This is a genomic window from Streptomyces sp. NPDC005485 (assembly GCF_040606085.1).
Taxonomy (GTDB): Bacteria; Actinomycetota; Actinomycetes; order Streptomycetales; family Streptomycetaceae; genus Streptomyces.
On record NZ_JBEXDZ010000120.1, the window covers coordinates 1 to 17,545 of the forward strand.

16 protein-coding genes are annotated in these 17,545 nt (G+C 70.4%); 4 read left to right on the top strand and 12 right to left on the bottom strand.

Annotation, left to right across the window (positions count from 1 at the left end; translation table 11 throughout):
* Positions 1-104 precede the first annotated feature (104 nt).
* The 4 genes from fxsA to ABZS97_RS31635 form a co-directional block, all read right to left on the bottom strand.
* Complete coding sequence (gene fxsA / locus ABZS97_RS31620; RefSeq protein WP_356143210.1) at positions 105-656, bottom strand: FxsA family membrane protein; 552 nt, start codon at positions 654-656, stop codon at positions 105-107.
* A gap of 72 nt (positions 657-728) precedes the next feature.
* Complete coding sequence (locus ABZS97_RS31625; protein WP_356143212.1) at positions 729-1,523, bottom strand: polyprenol monophosphomannose synthase; 795 nt, start codon at positions 1,521-1,523, stop codon at positions 729-731.
* 537 nt (positions 1,524-2,060) lie between these two features.
* Entirely contained in the window at positions 2,061-3,674 is a 1,614-nt protein-coding gene (locus tag ABZS97_RS31630) for an amidohydrolase (protein WP_356143214.1), read from the bottom strand.
* Between the two features lie 56 nt (positions 3,675-3,730).
* Positions 3,731-4,171 (bottom strand): Lrp/AsnC family transcriptional regulator, encoded by a 441-nt coding sequence (locus ABZS97_RS31635; RefSeq protein WP_356143216.1) that lies wholly within the window; start codon positions 4,169-4,171, stop codon positions 3,731-3,733.
* A 267-nt stretch (positions 4,172-4,438) separates the two neighbouring features.
* Here ABZS97_RS31635 and ABZS97_RS31640 point away from each other — a divergent pair, with 267 nt between their 5' ends.
* Positions 4,439-4,876, top strand: coding sequence for a hypothetical protein (locus tag ABZS97_RS31640; RefSeq protein WP_356143219.1), 438 nt, complete (start codon positions 4,439-4,441; stop codon positions 4,874-4,876).
* Between the two features lie 22 nt (positions 4,877-4,898).
* On the opposite strand, the gene ABZS97_RS31645 is transcribed toward ABZS97_RS31640, so the two are convergent.
* Positions 4,899-5,993 (bottom strand): phosphotransferase family protein, encoded by a 1,095-nt coding sequence (locus ABZS97_RS31645; RefSeq protein ID WP_356143221.1) that lies wholly within the window; start codon positions 5,991-5,993, stop codon positions 4,899-4,901.
* A gap of 83 nt (positions 5,994-6,076) precedes the next feature.
* Complete coding sequence (locus ABZS97_RS31650; protein WP_356143223.1) at positions 6,077-7,189, bottom strand: hypothetical protein; 1,113 nt, start codon at positions 7,187-7,189, stop codon at positions 6,077-6,079.
* Positions 7,190-7,482: 293 nt separating this feature from the next.
* Here ABZS97_RS31650 and ABZS97_RS31655 point away from each other — a divergent pair, with 293 nt between their 5' ends.
* Positions 7,483-7,761 carry a hypothetical protein gene (locus ABZS97_RS31655; RefSeq protein WP_356143225.1) on the top strand — a complete coding sequence of 93 codons (279 nt, stop codon included), beginning with the start codon at positions 7,483-7,485 and terminating at the stop codon, positions 7,759-7,761.
* Here the strand turns inward: ABZS97_RS31655 and ABZS97_RS31660 are convergent.
* Positions 7,724-8,896 carry an acyl-CoA dehydrogenase family protein gene (locus tag ABZS97_RS31660; protein WP_356143227.1) on the bottom strand — a complete coding sequence of 391 codons (1,173 nt, stop codon included), beginning with the start codon at positions 8,894-8,896 and terminating at the stop codon, positions 7,724-7,726. The two genes, ABZS97_RS31655 and ABZS97_RS31660, sit on opposite strands and share 38 nt — an antisense overlap.
* 301 nt (positions 8,897-9,197) lie before the next feature.
* On the opposite strand from ABZS97_RS31660, the gene ABZS97_RS31665 reads away from it, so the two are divergent.
* Complete coding sequence (locus ABZS97_RS31665; RefSeq protein ID WP_356143267.1) at positions 9,198-10,442, top strand: glycoside hydrolase family 18 protein; 1,245 nt, start codon at positions 9,198-9,200, stop codon at positions 10,440-10,442.
* Positions 10,443-10,493: 51 nt separating this feature from the next.
* Here ABZS97_RS31665 and ABZS97_RS31670 read toward each other — a convergent pair whose 3' ends face one another.
* Both ABZS97_RS31670 and ABZS97_RS31675 read right to left on the bottom strand, forming a co-directional pair.
* On the bottom strand, positions 10,494-11,153 hold the full coding sequence (locus ABZS97_RS31670; RefSeq protein WP_356143229.1) for a TetR/AcrR family transcriptional regulator: 660 nt from the start codon (positions 11,151-11,153) through the stop codon (positions 10,494-10,496).
* Positions 11,154-11,287: 134 nt separating this feature from the next.
* A complete protein-coding gene (locus ABZS97_RS31675; RefSeq protein WP_356143231.1) occupies positions 11,288-11,434 on the bottom strand; it encodes an SCO1431 family membrane protein in 147 nt (48 codons plus the stop codon).
* A 216-nt stretch (positions 11,435-11,650) separates the two neighbouring features.
* On the opposite strand from ABZS97_RS31675, the gene ABZS97_RS31680 reads away from it, so the two are divergent.
* Complete coding sequence (locus tag ABZS97_RS31680) at positions 11,651-13,132, top strand: M1 family metallopeptidase (RefSeq protein WP_356143233.1); 1,482 nt, start codon at positions 11,651-11,653, stop codon at positions 13,130-13,132.
* A gap of 78 nt (positions 13,133-13,210) precedes the next feature.
* Here ABZS97_RS31680 and ABZS97_RS31685 read toward each other — a convergent pair whose 3' ends face one another.
* The 3 genes from ABZS97_RS31685 to ABZS97_RS31695 form a co-directional block, all read right to left on the bottom strand.
* Positions 13,211-14,563 carry a peptidase C39 family protein gene (locus tag ABZS97_RS31685; RefSeq protein ID WP_356143235.1) on the bottom strand — a complete coding sequence of 451 codons (1,353 nt, stop codon included), beginning with the start codon at positions 14,561-14,563 and terminating at the stop codon, positions 13,211-13,213.
* Between the two features lie 195 nt (positions 14,564-14,758).
* Positions 14,759-16,300 carry an amino acid permease gene (locus ABZS97_RS31690; RefSeq protein ID WP_356143237.1) on the bottom strand — a complete coding sequence of 514 codons (1,542 nt, stop codon included), beginning with the start codon at positions 16,298-16,300 and terminating at the stop codon, positions 14,759-14,761.
* Positions 16,301-16,365: 65 nt separating this feature from the next.
* Positions 16,366-17,322, bottom strand: coding sequence for a hypothetical protein (locus ABZS97_RS31695; RefSeq protein WP_356143239.1), 957 nt, complete (start codon positions 17,320-17,322; stop codon positions 16,366-16,368).
* Positions 17,323-17,545: the final 223 nt, after the last annotated feature.

Sequence of the window (17,545 nt, forward strand, 5' to 3'; positions counted from 1 at the left end):
GCAGGCACCGTGATTTGGGTACGGTGCCTGCGGTTTCGTGCGTCCTCTTCCGGCCTCGTCACCGAACGCCGGACGGGGCCGAACGCCGGACGGGCCCGTAGGGGCTAAGCCCCTTCGCTCCGGTCCCTGATGACCTCGCCCTGGACGATCTTTCCGTCGGGGCGGTGGATGCGGGTCTGCTGGTAGGCGTCACCCAGAGGGCCCGGGACGGCCCGGCTCATCTTGCGGTCGATCGCTCGCTCGGCGTAGGCGCTGAGAGCCTTCTGGACCGGCGGGACGAGCAGGAGGAGTCCCAGGGCGTCGGAGATCAGGCCCGGGATCATCAGAAGGAGGCCGCCGAGCATCATCAGGCCGTTGCCGTTGCCTTTGCCTTTGCCTTTGCCGGCCGTGGGCGGCGTGCCGCTCTGCTGCTGTTGCAGCGTCTCGCTCAGGTTCTGGAAGGCCCGGCGCCCGGCCCGCTTGATGACCACGGAGCCGAGCACGAACCCGGCGACCAGCAGCAGGAAGACCGTGAAGCCACTGGCGGCGCCCGCCACCAGGGTGAGCAGCCAGATCTCCAGCACCAGCCAGGCGGCGACGCCGAGCGGCAGGAAGGTGCGCAGCCGGGAACGCCGCGGCCGGGCGGGGTAGGTGGGGGTCGGTGCGCCTGTCGTCATACGTCCAGTGTGCCTGGGCGCAGCTCAGCGCGGGATAAGGGGACGATCGACGGCGGCCGTGCGGCCGTACGGCTAGGGCTGCTTGCCGCGGCCGAAGACCTTGCCGACCCTCTCCCCCACGCCCCATGTGGTGACCCGCCACAGGGCCTCCACGAGGATGTCGCGGCTCATCTTGGAGTCGCCCAGCTCCCGCTCGACGAAGGTGATCGGCACCTCGACGACGTGGAAGCCGGCCCGGACGGCGCGACGGGCCAGGTCGACCTGGAAGCAGTACCCCTGCGAGGCGACCTCGCTGAGGCCGAGGCCTTCGAGGGTCTCGCGGCGGAAGGCGCGGTAGCCGCCGGTGACGTCGCGGATCGGCACGTCGAGCAGGACGCGGGAGTAGAGGCTGCCACCGCGCGAGATGAACTCGCGGGACTTGGGCCAGTTCACCACCCGGCCGCCCGGCACCCAGCGGGAGCCGAGAACCAGGTCGGCGCCCTTGAGGGCGGTCAGCAGCCGGGGCAGCTCCTCGGGCTGGTGCGAGCCGTCGGCATCCATCTCGATCAGGACGCCGTAGCCGTTGTCCATGCCCCAGCGGAAGCCCGCGAGGTAGGCGGCGCCCAGGCCTTCCTTGCCCTTGCGGTGCAGCACCTGGACCTGGTCGTCCTCGGCGGCCACCTCGTCGGCCAGCTTGCCCGTGCCGTCGGGGCTGTTGTCGTCGGCCACGAGAACGTGCGCGTCGGGCACGGAGGTCCGCACCCGGGCGACGATCTTCTTGATGTTCTCCGCCTCGTTGTAGGTCGGGATGATCACCAAGGCCGTGCCGAGCGGGCCGAACCGTCTCCCCTGGGCCTCTGCCGCGAGGGTCCCGTCGCCGTCGTTCACTGCTGCCCCTTCATGTCCGTACGCAGGGGTCCACCATAGTGGCCGTAACCAGTGGTTCCGCGTCGACGCGTTAGTACGGGGGTGTCGATTCCCCTAGAGGCGGGTAAGAGGGTGCCTTGCGGCCTTGAGCAGGCGTGCTGCGGATCGGGGCCCGGCGCCCTTCGGGCCGACCTGGGACCCGCTGGCTGCGGATCGACCGAAAGCCGTTGTCTACTGAACGTCCGGGCCCCACCCGGGTCACACCAAGCCGACTGACTGAACGTTCCCTCGCCTGGCGCGGGCGCTGGGCCTGGCTCCCAGTGTGGTGCGCCGGTGCGGCGCACCACCCCTGACCCAGCGGCGCTTCGACGACTGCTCGGAAGTTCCCCGGTCGGACGTCCGGTGGTGGACCCGGCCGAACCTACCGGCCCCCTGCGGCCAGCTGTCAACAGGCGTTTGACCTGCGACGTTTCCCTCAATCGCCTGGTCAGCGGGGAGGATGCGCAGGTCGCGCGACACGGGCGCGGACGCGGAACGGGGCCGCGCCACCCCCGGACATCACTCGTCCGGCCGTACGAATACCGTGCGGCCGCCCACGACGGTGCGCAGGCAGACGGGCAGGTCGCCCCCGGGCGTCAGGTCCGGCAGCCCGGGGGTGCCGGAGCGGGGGTCGGTGGACCAGCGCGCGACCCGGTCGTCGGGGGCCTGCACGACGAGGTCGTCGGTGCGCCACACGGCGTAGTCGGCGGGCGCGCCGGGCACCAGGACACCCGCGTCGTCCCGTCCGACCGCCCGCCATCCACCGCGCGTATGCGCGGTGAACGCGGCGCGGACGGACACCCGGTGCTCGGGCGTGCGATGGAAGGCGGCGGCGCGGACAGTGCCCCACGGGTCGAGCGGCGTGACGGGGCTGTCGGAGCCGAAGGCGAGCGGGACGCCGGCGCGCAGCAGCGCCGCGAACGGGTTGAGCGTGCGCGCCCGCTCCGCGCCCAGGCGCTCGGCGTACATGCCGTCCTCGCCGCCCCACAGCGCGTCGAAGGCGGGCTGGACGGAGGCGGTGAGGCCGAGTTCGGCGAAGGCCGCGATGGTCTCGGGGGTGAGCATCTCGGCGTGCTCGACGCGGTGCCGGGCGGCGCGGACGCGGGCCAGGCCGACCTTCTCGGCGGCTGACCGCACGCCCTCGACCACCGAGGCCACGGCAGCGTCCCCGATGGCGTGGAAGCCCGCCTGGAGGCCCGCCTCGGTGCACGCGGCGACATGGGCCGCGACGGCGGCGGCGTCCAGGTAGGCGGTGCCGGTGTGGTCGGCGTCGGCGTACGGCCCGTGCAGGCACGCGGTGTGCGAGCCGATGGAGCCGTCGGCGAAGAGGTCACCGGCGGCGCCGACCGCCCCCAGGGCGCGGGCCCTGGAGATGCCTTCGTCGCCCCACTCGGCCCAGTAGCCGACCACACGGGGCCCGGGCTCCTCGTCGGCGAGCCGGAGCAGCCCCGCGAGGTCGTCCTCGGAGGAGATGTCCGGGCCCGCGCACTCGTGGACCGAGCCGATGCCGAGCGAGGCGGCGTGGGCGAGTGCGGCGCGCTGCGCCTCGGCGCGCTGGGCGGCGGTGACGGCGCCCAGCGCGGTGGCCCGTACGGCGTGGTGGGCGTCGCGGGTCAGGGGGCCGTCCTCGTGGGCCCGGGCCCCGGGGACCAGGTCGAGGAGCGCCGTGCTGACGACCGCCGAGTGCACGTCGATGCGGGAGAGGTAGAGCGGGCGTCCGCCGGTGGCCTCGTCGAGTTCGGCGCGCGTCGGCGGGCGTCCGCCGGGCCAGCGGGCCGCGTCCCAGCCGTGCCCGAGCAGGACCCGGTCGGCCGGGCGCGCCGCGGCGAAGTCGCGTACCCGGGCGAGGGCCGCCTCCAGGGAGGGGGTGTCGGACAGGTCGAGGCCGGTGAGGGCGAGTCCGGTGGCGGTGGTGTGCACGTGGGCGTCGGTGAACGCCGGGGTGACCAGCGCCCCTTCGAGGTCCACGACCGCGTCGACCCCGTCCGCGAAGGCGTCGGCGGCGCCTTCGGAGCCGACCCAGGCGACCTGGCCGCGTTCGACGACCATCGCGGTGGCGAAGGGGTCGGCGGGGCTGTGGACTTCTCCACCGCGCAGCAGCACGGTGTCCGACGAGGCGGTGCTCTCACTCATGGGGAACAGTCTCGCGCCTCGGCAGGGCTCTCCCGCGCGCGGGTCCGCGAGAGGGGTCAGATGCGGGGCGGCCGCGACTCGTACGGCGTCGACAGGACCACGGTGGTGCGCGTCGACACGCCCGCCAGGGTGCGCAGACGGGCCAGCAGCTCCTCCAGCTCGTGCGGGGTGGCCACGCGGACCTTGAGGATGTAGTTCTCGTCGCCCGCGACGCTGTGGCAGGCCTCGATCTCGGGGACGTCGGCGAGGCGTTCCGCGATGTCGTCCGGGGCGCTGGGGTCGAACGGTTTCACCGAGATGAACGCGGTCAGCGGCAGCCCGACGGCCTCCGGGTCCACGACCGCGGCATAGCCGCGAATGACGCCGCGCTGCTCAAGGCGGCGGACCCGCTGGTGCACGGCCGACGTGGACAGGCCCGTGGCCTTGCCCAGGTCGGTGTAACTCATCCGCCCATCGGCGACGAGCAACTGCACGATCTGTCGGTCGAGCTCCTCCATGGCGCAAGAACCTACAGGTCCGTTGATCCCGGCGGATACCTGAGCCGCGCAGGTCATACCCTGTTCGTGATGTGGCTGAGAGCGGCCTGTGCGCCGCGCGGGGACATATCCACCGGGCCGGGCACCTGCGGGTGGCATGTGACGAACGCCACACAGCTGGAACCGGGTCCGTGATGTTCTCGTGATTACCGCAGAGACGGGACGGGAAGTGCTTGCTGTGGTCGAGGCCGCAGCGCCTTGTCGGCCCAGCCCTAGGGGGAGAATCCCATGCAGAGTCTTAAGCGCCCTGGTCGTACTGCGCCCAAGCGGCAGCAGCCGGTGCTGGATCCCGAGCCGGAGGGTGTCGAACCGGACGCTCTCGACGGCGAGGAGTTCGACGCGTACGACACCTTCGAGATGTACCGGGTGATCTGCCCGGACTGCTCGCAGCCGATCGCACTCCTGGCGGACGAGGAGGTTCTGCCGGAGCACGCGCTGTGCGCCTCCCCGTGGAACCCGTTCGGGCTCACGGTCTGCGCCGGCACGGGCCGCGGGGCTGCCGACGCCCGCCCGGCCGACGAGTCGGCGGAGCCTCAGGAGCAGGACACCGCCCTCCTGTTGACGCTGCCTCAGGGCCTGGACTGGCGGACGCAGCCCTTCTCGCACGTCGGTGGCCCGGGCTCGCGCCCGATGCGGGTCCCCGAGATGCGGCGCGAGGCCGCCTGAGCCGTCCCGGCGGCGACCCGCGTCAATCCCAGTAACTGCCCTGCACCATGGCCCGCAGGCTGCCGTGGTGCAGGATCAGGGTGTCCGGGTCCTCGGGAACGGCGACCTCGCCGAAGTGCGCCTGGCGGTAGGCGACGCGCAGCATGACGATCGCGTGCCGCAGGGCGGCGTACAGCGTGTGGAAGTCCATGTCCCGCGGTGTGTGGCCGGTGAGTTCGGCGTAGCGGCGCTCCACGCGGTCGCGGCGCAGGAAGTCCGGCAGTCCGGGCTGGCCGAAGCCGACGGTCAAGTCCTGGAAGAAGCGGTGCAGATAGACGGTCCAGCCGAGGTCGACCTCGCGTGGAGCGAGGGACGCCATCTCCCAGTCGAGCACCGCCGCGGGTTCGAAGCCGTCGTAGACGACGTTGCCGATGCGCGCGTCGCCCCAGTTGAGCACCGGCTGGCCCTCGTCGTGCGGCCACAGTTCGTCGAGCCGGTCGAAGGCGCTCTCGATCAGGGGCGAAGGTGACAGCCCGTCAGTCACCCATGCGTAGTAGGCGCGTTGGCTCTCCACGTGACGGCGAAGGGGACTGCCCTCGCCGGGCGGAGAGAGGAACTCGGCCTCCCCCACCGGCACTTGGTCGTGCAGGCGTGCCAACACCCCGACGGATGCCGCCTCCAGGTGGGCCCGTTCCTCGTCGCTCGCCGCGTGCAGCCAGTTTCCCTCGTACGTGTAAGGCATGACGTCCGGCGGGACACGCCCCTCGACGCGCTCCATGACGAAGAAGGGCGCCCCGAGCGGGCCGGGATCCTCCTCCAGCCACAGCACGCGCGGTACGGGCACGTCGGTGCGCTCGGCGACCAGGCGCATCGTGCGGTACTGCGCGCGCATGTCGTAGACCGGGAAGACGGTGTACGCCGCCGGGTCCGCCGCCAGCCTCAACGCGCAGGCGCGCAGCGGGGGTTCGGGGTGTTCGATGTCGAAGAGGAGGGTCTCGCTGGACATGCCGTTCGACTCGGGGACGCGGACGCCGGCCGCCTTGGCGCCGGGAAGCCGGGTGTCCAGCCAGACGGTCAGGCGCCGGGCGAGTTCCTCCGGGTCACGGGTGGTCGTGCGCGGGCGGGGTGCCGTGCTCATCTCGCCACTCCCTTCGGGGACTTCACGGGCTCCACGGGTTTCACGGACTTCGGTGACCGCACTGGCTTCGGGCTTCATCCACGTCAGGGGGCCATCGAGTCGAATCCCGTGAAGCCGCTCGGATCGTGGCGGCCGAACGAGCCGTGTTCGAAGATGCCGTGGCCGACCTGACCGTCCAGCGTGAAGCGGGCGGCGTGGTCGATCACGCCGTACGCGGCGAGGGGGTGGGCGGAGGCGTCGGCGAGGTCGTACACCCGCTCGTCGGTCCAGCCGCGGCCGCGCCAGGTGCCGTGCTGCCAGTCGTCCGCGGGCGGGTAGCCCGCTCCGAGCGCGAGCGGGGACGAGGTCAGCACCTCGACACCGAGTTCCAGGGGCTTGCGACCGCGCGGGTCGGTGAGGTGAATGACGGCGCGCTCGGGGTGGCGGGTGCCCAAGCGGTATGCGATGTCGGCCTGGGGCCAGCCGAGTTGGCGGTCGCTCTCACCGTCGCGGACGAGAGTCGCGTCGTTGAGGGTGCGGTAGCCGTCGGCGTCCTCCTGCGTGATGACCATCAGGAAGCGGTCGTCGAAGCGGACCGGGCACCAGATCCAGTGGAAACCCTCGGTCGGGTTCTCGTCCGCCAGGCGGCCGCTCTCCTCCCCCGGTACGGGCCGCACGCCCCAGCTGCGGTCGCGGGTGCCCGTCCACTCGCCGGCGCGCACGAGGATCTCCTCGCCGCCGACGCGGATGACGCCCTCGACGCCGCCCGCCTGCACGAAGCGCCGTCCCTCCAGGGTGAGCCGGCCGCCGCGGCGCTGGACGTGGTGCGGTTCCCAGAGCGCGGGGAAGCCGGCGGTCCAGGTGATGTCGTAGGACAGGCAGTCACCGTCGCCCTGGAGGCGCAGGCGGCGCAGCGGCTCCTCGACCGTGATGCGCAGCGGTCCGACGGCGAGGTTCGTCCGGTCGTCGCCGAGGGCGTCGGAGGCGCGCAGCGCGTGCAGGCTGTCCCCGAGCCGCAGCGTGGCGTACGCGTCGATCACTCCGAGGTTCGGGTACACCCCGAGCCCGAGGATCAGCAGGGCGCGTCCCTCGTGGTCGAGGACGTGGAAGATGCAGCGGTCGTACGCGTTCCGGTCGCCGGTGGCGACGTGCTTCATGGACAGCGGCACCTGGTGCACGGGGTATTCGTCGAGGGCGACGGGTCGGTCGTCGGTCACGGCATGCCTCCCTGGGCGCACGGCAGTTGACGTCGACCGGAGGGGTACGGCCCCGGCGGCGGAGTTGACGGTACGTCAGATGCCATGCGGGGGCCAGGGTCCGTCCGGCGGAACGGGGCGGATGCCTGGCGGTTCGGCGCGCGGGGTTCGGCTCCCGAAGCCGGAGGCCACGCCTTCGGGGGCGGCTTCGGCGCCTGCTTCTCGGCATCCGGCGCTCAGCCCCGGACTCCCCGTGAACTCACGCTCGATTCGGCCCGCCGGTGACCCGGCGGCCGCCCGTGCGTTGCCCTGGTATGACCGCCACATATCCCGCGACAGGCCGTCGGCGCCGCACTCTCGTACCCGCGGCTCCCGTAGGGCCCACGTCGGCAGAATCGGTTCCGCAGGTGGCTCTGCCGCTGCAGGATCCGCCCATCTACCGCGCCCTGATCAGGACCTGGGCCGACCGCGGCCGTACCCTGCCGGGACGCCACGACCCGGAGTGGGCCCGGCTGGTGGCGCCGTCGGCGATGTACGGGTACGGCTACGGGCCGTTCAGCGCGAGTCGGGACCCGCGAGGTGACGGGCGATGACCATGCGCTGAATCTGGTTGGTGCCCTCGACGATCTGCAGGACCTTGGCCTCGCGCATGTACCGCTCAGCCGGGAAGTCCGCCGTGTAGCCGTACCCGCCGAGCACCTGGACGGCGTCCGTGGTGACCTTCATCGCGGTGTCGGTGCACAGCAGCTTGGCCATGGCCGCCTGCTTGGAGAACGGCCGGCCCGCGTCGCGCAGCCGGGCCGCGGCCAGGTAGAGCGCCCGGCCCGCCTCGATCTGGGTCGCCATGTCGGCGAGCATGAAGCGCAGCCCCTGGAAGTCCGAGATCGGCCGGCCGAACTGCTCGCGTCCCGTGGCGTACGCGACGGCCTCGTCCAGGGCCGCCTGGGCAACCCCTATGGCACAGGCCGCGATGCCGAGGCGCCCGGAGTCGAGCGCGGACAGGGCGATCGCGAAGCCCTGTCCCTCGTCGCCGAGGCGCCGGTCGTCGGGGACCTGGACCCCGTCGAAGTGCACCTGGGCGGTCGGCGAGCCCTTCATGCCCATCTTCTTCTCGGGCAGCGCGGCGTGCAGCCCCTCGGCGTCGCCGGGCACGAGGAAGGCCGTGATGCCCCGGGCACCCTCGCCGCCGGTGCGCGCCATGACGGTGTAGAAGTCGGCGACGCCGCCGTGCGTGATCCAGGCCTTGGTGCCCGTGATCGCCCAGCCCTCGTCCCCCCGGACGGCCTTTGTGCGCAGCGACGCGGCATCCGATCCGGAAGAGGGCTCGGAGAGGCAGTACGCGCCGAGGAGACCGCCGCCGAGCATCGCGGGCAGGTGCTCGACCTGCTGCTCCTTGGTGCCGTAGTTCGCGAGCGCGTGACAGGCGAGGGTGTGCACACTGACGCCGAGGCCGACGGTGAGACGGACCGCGGCAAGCTCCTCCAGGACCTGGAGGTAGACCTCGTAGGGCTGGTCACCGCCGCCGTACTCGGAGTCGTAGGGGAGTCCGAGCAGCCCGGACTGCGAGAGCAGTGCGAAGACCTCGCGCGGGAAGCGCCCGGCGTCCTCCTCCTCGGCCGCCTTCGGGGCGATCTCACGCTGCGCGATGTCGCGGACGAGCGAGATCAGATCCCGGGCCTCGTCCGTGGGCAGTTGACGGTCCACCGGCTGCGGGGCGCGGTCAGGCATGGCGACGCTCTCCTCCCTGTCGGGCACATCGACGGAAAACGCGCCTTGGGTGGGGCGGCTCCGCCGGTCTTTCACGGCTCAGCCGATGGTGCCGTCCGGGGGTGGAGAACGGCCTGACCAGTGACTGTGGCGCTGTGAGTATGCCCGATCGGCGGCATCGAGTCACCAGTTAACGACCGCTTACTAAAAGAAAGGGAAATTGGTCCGAACCATTGACGCACTGGTCTAGTCCTCCTACTGTCTGCTCCCAGCAGGTCCCGGCACCACTTCCCCGCGCTCCCCTCCCCCACGAGGAGACATGATGCTCAGACCGCACGGCTCCCGCCTCCGCACCCTTCTCGCCACCGCGTGTTGCGCCGTCCTCGGCGCCGGGCTGCTGGCCGGCGCAGGCACCGCGACCGCGACCGCCCAGCCGTCCGACACCCCCGCAGCCGCGACCGCGGCCGGATCGAAGGTCGTCGGCTACTTCACCGAATGGGGTGTCTACGACCGGAACTACCACGTCAAGAACATCCAGACGTCCGGGTCGGCCGCCAAACTGACCCACATCAACTACGCGTTCGGCAACGTCACCGGCGGCAAGTGCGCCATGGGCGACGCGTATGCGGCGACCGACAAGGCCTACACCGCCGCCCAGTCCGTCGACGGAGTCGCCGACACCTGGGACCAGCCCCTGCGGGGCAACTTCAACCAGTTGCGCAAACTGAAGAAGCTCCACCCGAACCTCAAGGTCCTGTGGTCCTTCGGCGGTTGGACCTGGTCGAGCGGTTTCGGTGAGGCGGCGAGGAACCCGGCGGCCTTCGCACAGTCCTGCTACGACCTGGTGGAGAACTCCAAGTGGGCGGATGTCTTCGACGGCATCGACATCGACTGGGAGTACCCCAACGCCTGCGGCAACACCTGTGACACCAGCGGCAGGGCGGCGTACAAGAACCTGATGGGGGCACTGCGTTCGAAGTTCGGCTCCGGCGCGCTCGTCACCTCGGCGATCACGGCCGACGCCACGAGCGGCGGCAAGATCGACGCGGCCGACTACGCGGGCGCCGCGCAGTACGTCAACTGGTACAACCCGATGACGTACGACTACTTCGGCGCCTGGGACGCCACGGGTCCGACCGCTCCGCACTCGGCGCTCAACTCGTACAGCGGCATCCCCAAGGCGAACTTCTACACCTCCGCGACCATCGCCAAGCTCAAGGGCCTCGGCATCCCCGCCTCGAAGCTGCTGCTCGGCATCGGCTTCTACGGGCGCGGCTGGACGGGCGTCACGCAGGCGGCGCCGGGCGGCACGGCCACCGGTCCGGCTGCGGGGACGTACGAGCAGGGCATCGACGACTACAAGGTGCTCAAGACGAAGTGCCCGGCCACGGGCACGGTCGGCGGCACGGCGTACGGCAAGTGCGGCAGCAACTGGTGGAGCTACGACACCCCCTCCACCATCGCGGGCAAGATGACCTACAAGAACCAGCAGGGCCTGGGCGGCACCTTCTTCTGGGAGCTCAGCGGTGACACCTCCAACGGCGAACTGATCAAGGCGATCAACTAGCGTCGGAGCTACGGCACTTGGGGCGGGGGTCTCCGGACCCCCGCCCCTCGCTCAGTTGTCCCGGCGGGCCGCCGCCGGGGCCGGATACGCGGGGTCGATCTCCTCGACGGCGCGCAGCGCGCCACCCAGCATCTTCACCAGCAGGTCACCCATGGTGGCCCGCTGCAGAGTCGGCCGGCCGATCCACTCCAGGGTCGCCCCCTCCACGCTGCACAGCCAGCCGAGCAGTGCCATGCGCGGCAGCGGATCGATCTTCCGCCTGCCGTAGGCGCCTTCGGCGATGGTCTCCACGATGGCGGCGCGCACCGCGTCACGTATGGCGTGCACCTCGGCGTCGAAGCCGACGCCACCGCTGATGATCGTGCGGTACGCGGCCTGGTTGCACTCGGCGTAACGGAGGTAGCCGTCGATGGTGCGGTGCACCCGCTCCTCGGGGGGCAGTTCGAGGCCGCTCGCCGCGCGGGAGACCAGGTCGGCCACCGAGTCCTCGACGATGGCCAGGTAATAGCCGCGCTTGGACTGGAAGTAGTAGTAGATCAGCCCCTTGGCGACGCGCGCCTGCTTGGCGATGTCGTCCATCGACAGTGCGTCGTAGGACGTGTCGGCGAACAGCTTCCGTCCGACGGCGATGAGTTCGGCGCGGCGCGCCAGTGAGCGGTCGGTGCCGCGCGCTCGCGGGCGGTCGACGCCGCGCTGTTGACTCTGATTCAATTTCAGCCCTGGTCTCCAACTGCCGACGGGACAACCGCAGTATGGCAGACCGGGTCATCCGCCCGTTCGACGATGATCGACAACTCGCTTGACGATCACGGCAGTTGGGTTCGAACAGCGGCGGGCCGGATGGCTCAGACCAGGCCCAGCTGGGTGACGAGCATCGCGAGGACCACCACGAGGGTCCAGCCCAGCACGTGCTCGAGGATCTTCGGCCCGTCGTCCTTGGGGCCGCCGGTGCGGGCACGGAGACGGGTGGCGGTGGCGGAGGTCGCGGTCATTGGCATCTCGCTGACGTAGTGGTGCGCTGGACACCCCCCGGCCTCGGCCGGCTCCCCTCCGACCCGACCACCTTGCCACCGGAACGGCTCCGAGCGGTAGAGAGCTTGGTCACGCCCCACGTTTCGACGACCTTCGAATGGTGCGGGTGACCACAACGATGTGCGTCGGCTGTGCGTCTTTTCACATGACAGTGGTCAGCCAACGAAAGGTCCTCGATGAGCTCATTCCGGACGCCTCACCGCAGAGCCCGCCTCGCACTCGCGGCGGCGATCACCGTTGCGGCAGCCTTCACGGGTCCGGTCTCGCAAGCCGCTTCCTCCTCCTCCGCAGCCCCGTCCCCGGGCGCGGCGGGCATCGGCGATCCGATCTTCCCGCTCGACGGCAACGGCGGATACAAGGTGGGCCGCTACACCCTCGACTTCGACTGGCAGGCGCCGAAGACCCCGTTCGAGGCGTCCGCGACGATCAGGGCGACCGCCACCCAGTCCCTGTCCCGCTTCAACCTCGACTTCGCCGGGAACACCCTGCACACGGTCACCGTGAACGGGGCGAAGGCCACCGCCGAACGCGACGGCGACGAGCTCGTGGTCACACCGAAGGCACCCCTGCCCAACGGAACGTCCTTCACGGTCAAGGTCACGTACACCGCCGACCCGACCCAGATACGGCACCGCGACGACGCGATCGAGGACTACGGCTGGATCCCCACTCCCGACGGCACCGTGCTGTATCCGCAGCCCAACGGCGCCAAGATGATCTTCCCGTCGGACGATCACCCGAGCCTGCGCGCGCCGATCACCTTCCACATCACCACCCCGGCGGGGCTGAAGGCCGTCGCCAACGGCAAGCTCACCGACCGCACCGAGCAGGCCGACGGGCGCGTGAAGTGGACGTACGACTCGGAGCAGCCGGTGGCGGCGCAGCTCGCGCAGCTGGCGATCGGCAAGTTCACCTTCGTGGACAGCACGGGCCCGCACGGACTGCCGATCCGTGACGTGGTCCCGGACGACCTGGTGGCGCCGACCGCGCAGTACCGCAAGCTCACCTCGGACCACATCGCCTGGCTGGAGGCGCGGCTCGGCCCGTACCCCTTCAACCGGTACGGCATCCTGGTCGGCGACACCGACCTGGGCGTGGCCCTGGAGACGCAGACCCTCTCCCTGGTCCCGAAGGCCGACCTGCTCGGCGACCAGGTCAGCGCCGAGCGGAACCTCGTGCACGAGCTGACCCACCAGTGGCTGGGCGACAGCGTCGGGGTCAAGACGTGGTCGGACCTGTGGCTGAGCGAGGGCCACGCCCGCTTCTACGAGCGGCTCTACTCGGAGGCGCACGGCGGCGTGAACTTCGAGGAGACGATGAAGACCGCGTACGCCGCCCACGACCAGTGGCGCCACGACTACGGCGCCCCGGCCGAGCCGACCGAGCCGAACCTCTTCAAGCGGATGCGGTACGACGGCTCGACGCTGGTCCTGTACGCGTTGCGCGAGAAGGTCGGCCAGGAGACGTTCGGGAAGATCGAGCGGGCCTGGTTCGCCAAGTACCACGGGAAGACGGCCGGTACGCAGGACTACATCGACCTGGCGTCGAAGGTCTCCGGTGAGGACCTGGAGGACTTCCTGCACCCGTGGCTGTACGGGCCGAAGACCCCGCCGATGCCGAACCACCCGGACTGGGTGGTCACCCCGGTCCAGAGCTGAACCCCGCGGCGGCGAGGGGCGCCTGCGGACGCTCCTCGCCGCCGCGAACCGGGACCACTGGCAGGCGGTGCCCTCAGCTCAGCGCACCCCGACCGCGGCCAGCGCGCGCCGCTGCGCCGGGGTCGGATGTGCGGGGAAGTACAGGTAGCAGACACCGCCCGTGCCGGAGACGACCTTTCCGGAGGCGTTGTAGCGCTTGGTGCGGAGCCAGATGTTCTCCCACTCGCGCCGCTTGTAGACACGGCGGACCGCGTCGTCGCCCGGCGAGGCCGGGTCGTTGGCGATCACGTCGCCGTCCGCGGTGAAGCCGATCACCGTCATCAGATGGCCGGAGGTGCCGTAACCGGCCCCCGTCAGCTCGGTCTTGAGGAAGGACTGCGACGTTATGGCCGGGATTCCCGCGGCGATCAGCGTCTCGAGGTCGGTGAGTGAACCGAGCCGGGTGACCACGCCCTGGAGATCCTTGTACGTCGCCGCGTAGGCGGCGTTGAACGGCCAGTTGCCGCAGCCGCCGTACTGGTAGTCGTAGGTGAACCGGGCCGCATGACAGACCTGCGGGTCGGCGAACTGCGGGTCGACCCAGGCCAGTTGCTCCGCGGTGGGCCTGCGGCCCCAGTACTCGATGATCATCTGCGAGGAGGTCGGGCTGCACCAGGCCTCGCCACCGTTGTCGTACTGCGGGTACTGGCCGGCGTGGATCTCCTGCGAGTACCGCGGCACCGCCAGCTCCGCGGCGGGGCCGGGTGCGGAGGCCGGGACGGTGAAGCGGTCGGGGATGTCGGAGCCCATCGCCCCCAGGCGCCACACGGTGGGTGTCTGCTTCGTGCCCGGAGTGCGGTAGAGCGTCAGCCGCAGCCGGTAGGCGGTCAGGCGCAGTCCGGAGGCGGCGTCGTCGATGGAGAAGGTGTCCGTCCAGACGGTGCTCTTGTCGTCGGTCTGGTCGTCCACCGAGGTCCGCTTGATGTCCTGGTCACCGGCGGCCCAGCGGCCCATCACGTACCACGGGGTGTCTGTGCCGTCGGAGTACGTGCCCGTCAGCTCGACCTGCAGCCAGGTGCCGGCCGGGGTCTTCGCGTTCCAGCAGGCGATGACCTCGGTGGCCGGCACGGAGAGCCGGTGGAGCGGCGACGTCCAGACCGCGTACTCCCAGGTGGCGGTCTTCTGGGTGTGCGGGTCGGTGTAGTCGGTCGTCCCGGCCGGGGCGGCGATCACCAGACCGGGGCGCGCGCCCGCGACGGCACGGGTGCCCTGCGAGCTGCCGCCGCGCCAGTCGGCGCACGAGGTCCAGGCGTGGTTGTCCACGAGAGGCGAGGGCGCCTTTGTCGAGCGGGTCATGGGTGCCGCGGCCGCGGGGCCCCCGGCACCGGTCGCCGCCGCGGCGAGGGCCACGGCCAGGATGACTCTGCGGGACGGCTCTGCGGCTCTGGTCATGGGCGGGTGACCCCCAGTTCGTCCGGAAGCGGCGGTTCAGGCACACGGCTGTGCGCCCACTATGGACGCCGTACACCGACTCCTGCCAGCACTTCGACCCGCGCCACGCCCATCAATATTGGTCGGGACCACTGGCATGACCTGCGAGACCCCGGCCGACGGCGATGCCGTGGGCCGGGGCCGGGAGCGCGCGGGTCAGATGAGGTCCATCGCGGCGACCTCGTCGGGACGCCCGTAGCTGACGGGTCCCTGGAAGCGGCGGCGCGCGGTGGCGAACCACCAGACGGTCGCGATGATCAGCACCGCGGCGAGGGCGATCGGCGCGTAGTTGAACGTGTCGACGGTGATCGGCGAGACCGAGGGCAGCATGAACAGCACGCTGCTGGCCAGGATCCAGAGCACGGCCACCCAGCCGACGACCTTGCTCCAGCGGCCCAGGTTCCAGGGACCGGCCCGGAACTCCTCGCCGAGCCGCAGCCGCAGGAAGATCGGCACGGCGTAGGCGAGGAAGAGGCCGACGACGTTGACGCTGACGATGGCGGTGAAGGCCGTGTGCGACCACCAGCCGGGCACCACCAGGGCCAGCGAGCAGCCGACCGCGAGCCAGACGGCCTTGACGGGCGTGCGGGTGCGCGGCGAGACCGAGTGCCACCAGTGCGAGCCAGGCATGGCGCCGTCGCGCGAGAAGGCGAAGATCTGCCGGGTGTTGCTCGTCAGGTTGGCCAGGCCGCAGAAGAGCATGGCCCCGATCACGATCAACAGGATGAACTTAGCCATGCCCATGCCAAGGCCATCGATGAGAATCTGCACCGGCGGCGCCGAGGAACCGGCCACCTGGTCATAATCATGAATGCTGTACACAAGGGCGAGCATCAGGATCAGTCCGGTGATCGCCGAATAGCCGATCGCCCGCATGATCCCCTTCGGTGCGTTGACCGTGGCCCGCACTGTTTCCTCGGACATGTGGAAGCTGCCGTCGAAGCCGGTGAACGTCCAGCTGGTGACGAGCAGACCGAGCATCCCTCCGTAAAGGCCGTTCGTGAAACCGGTGTTGTTCGCGAAATGCGTGACGAACGAGGCCGACTGATGGTCGTCGGGCATCACGATCAGTGTGCTCACGATCACTACCAGCCCGATCAGGAGCCACCACACGGAGATCCGGTTGAGCAGTGCGACCAACTGCACGGTGTAGGTATTGGCCAGACCCTGGAGCACGATGATCAACGCCGTGATCAGTACGGTCTGGTGGGCAGTGGGCTGGTACGAGGACCACTGCAGGGCGATGAAGGCCTGGATGAAGGTGGCGGCCGCGTAGCCCGTGGCGGCCGTACCGCCGACCTGGCCCACGAAGTTCAGCCAACCCGTGTACCAGGACCATGCGCCCTTGTGACGCTTGGCGAGCTTTCCCGCCGAGAAATAGAGAGCACCACTGGTCGGATAAGCGGAAGCCACCTCCGCCATGGCGGCGCCGATGAACAGCACCATGACGGAGACGCCGATCCAGCCGAATACGAGAATACGCGGCCCACCCGCGTTCATTCCGAATCCGAAGGATGAGAAAATACCCGAGATGATATTGATGATGGTGAAGGAGATCGCGAAATTGTCGAACGCCTGGAATCGACGCGTCAGCTTTCGCGGATATCCCATCGCATGCAGCGTCGCGTCGTCGTCGAGGGCGGCGGGATCCTCACCCGCACGCCCTCTCGTCCGTGGGACCGATATCCGTTCTGACACAACCTGACCTTTCTCTGGGGGGTGACCGGAGGTCTGGGGAGCGACCGGAGGCCCGGCCGGGCGGATCAGCCGGCGCCCGGCACCGGCAGGCCGCAGGAGCGGCGGGCGCGGGACAGCTGCTCCGCGGGCTCGCCGAACGCGCTCCACGGCATACGGGAGGCGTAGGGGCCCATCGCCATGAAGACCGCCCGCGCCTCGAACTCGCGCTGCGCCATGAACAGCGCGTGCGCGAGATACGCCAGGTCGAGCACCGGTGTGAACCGGTAGCCCGACACCTGGGGAAGCCAGTTCTGATAAATGGCCAGCGCTGTGGAGCGCCACTGAGGCTGCTCCCAGACGCGGTCGGCGAGCAGCTGCGAGGGGTTGTAGCTCTCGACCAGGGACACCAGCGGGAGCAGCCGCAGCGGCGAGGAGACGGGCGCGCGCTGACTGAGGAAGGCGGCCACGTCCCAGGCCGCGTTCACCGAACCGCCGTGCCGGGTGAAGAAGAAGGCCAGGAAACGGTGGTGGCCCTCACGGTTCCAGGGGTCGAGCCGCAGCACGTGCGAGAAGAGCTGCCAGGGGCCGGGCGGCGCGGTGAGCAGACCGTGCGGGGCGGGATCGCGGAGGTCGTGCAGCCGGGCCATGGAGAGCTTGGCGACCCAGGGCGTCGGGTCGGCGGGGGTCATCTGGGAGGCCCGCTCACAGGCGGCCAGCGCTATCCGTTCCAGCGCCTCGGCGCGGTCGTCCCGCGCGTCGGCCGCCCGCAGCGCCCGCTGCACGGCCACCCGGGCCCACATCAGCCCGGCCTCGGGGGTCGGCTCCTCGGCGAGCCACTGCTCGGCCAGGTCGGAGTCGGCGGCCTCGGAGGCAAGGACCAGCGAGCGGTGAGCGCGCAGTCCGTAGTCGTCGCGTGCCTCGGCCAGGGCTTCCTGCGCGCTCAGATAGCGGCCGGCCCGCACATCCACGCATACGCTCGCGAGTCTGCGGTCGTCGGCCGCCGGATGCCAGACATACTGCCCTTCGAATAACCCCGCGGCCATCTTCCCCTGTCCATCCCCGTACGACGCCTCGCAGTGCGCATATGCCGCCCGGGTTTGAATTTCGGTCAGGACTTTCCTCGCCCGCGCGGACAGCAACCCGAACACTACTCAGCATCAAGCAGAACCGGAACCTGGGTTCCGAAATACCTGGATCGATGCCATTCATCCGCGGCGGCGGCCGGAAAGCGACGGCCGGCGACGACTCGAAAACTGTTCAATTTCA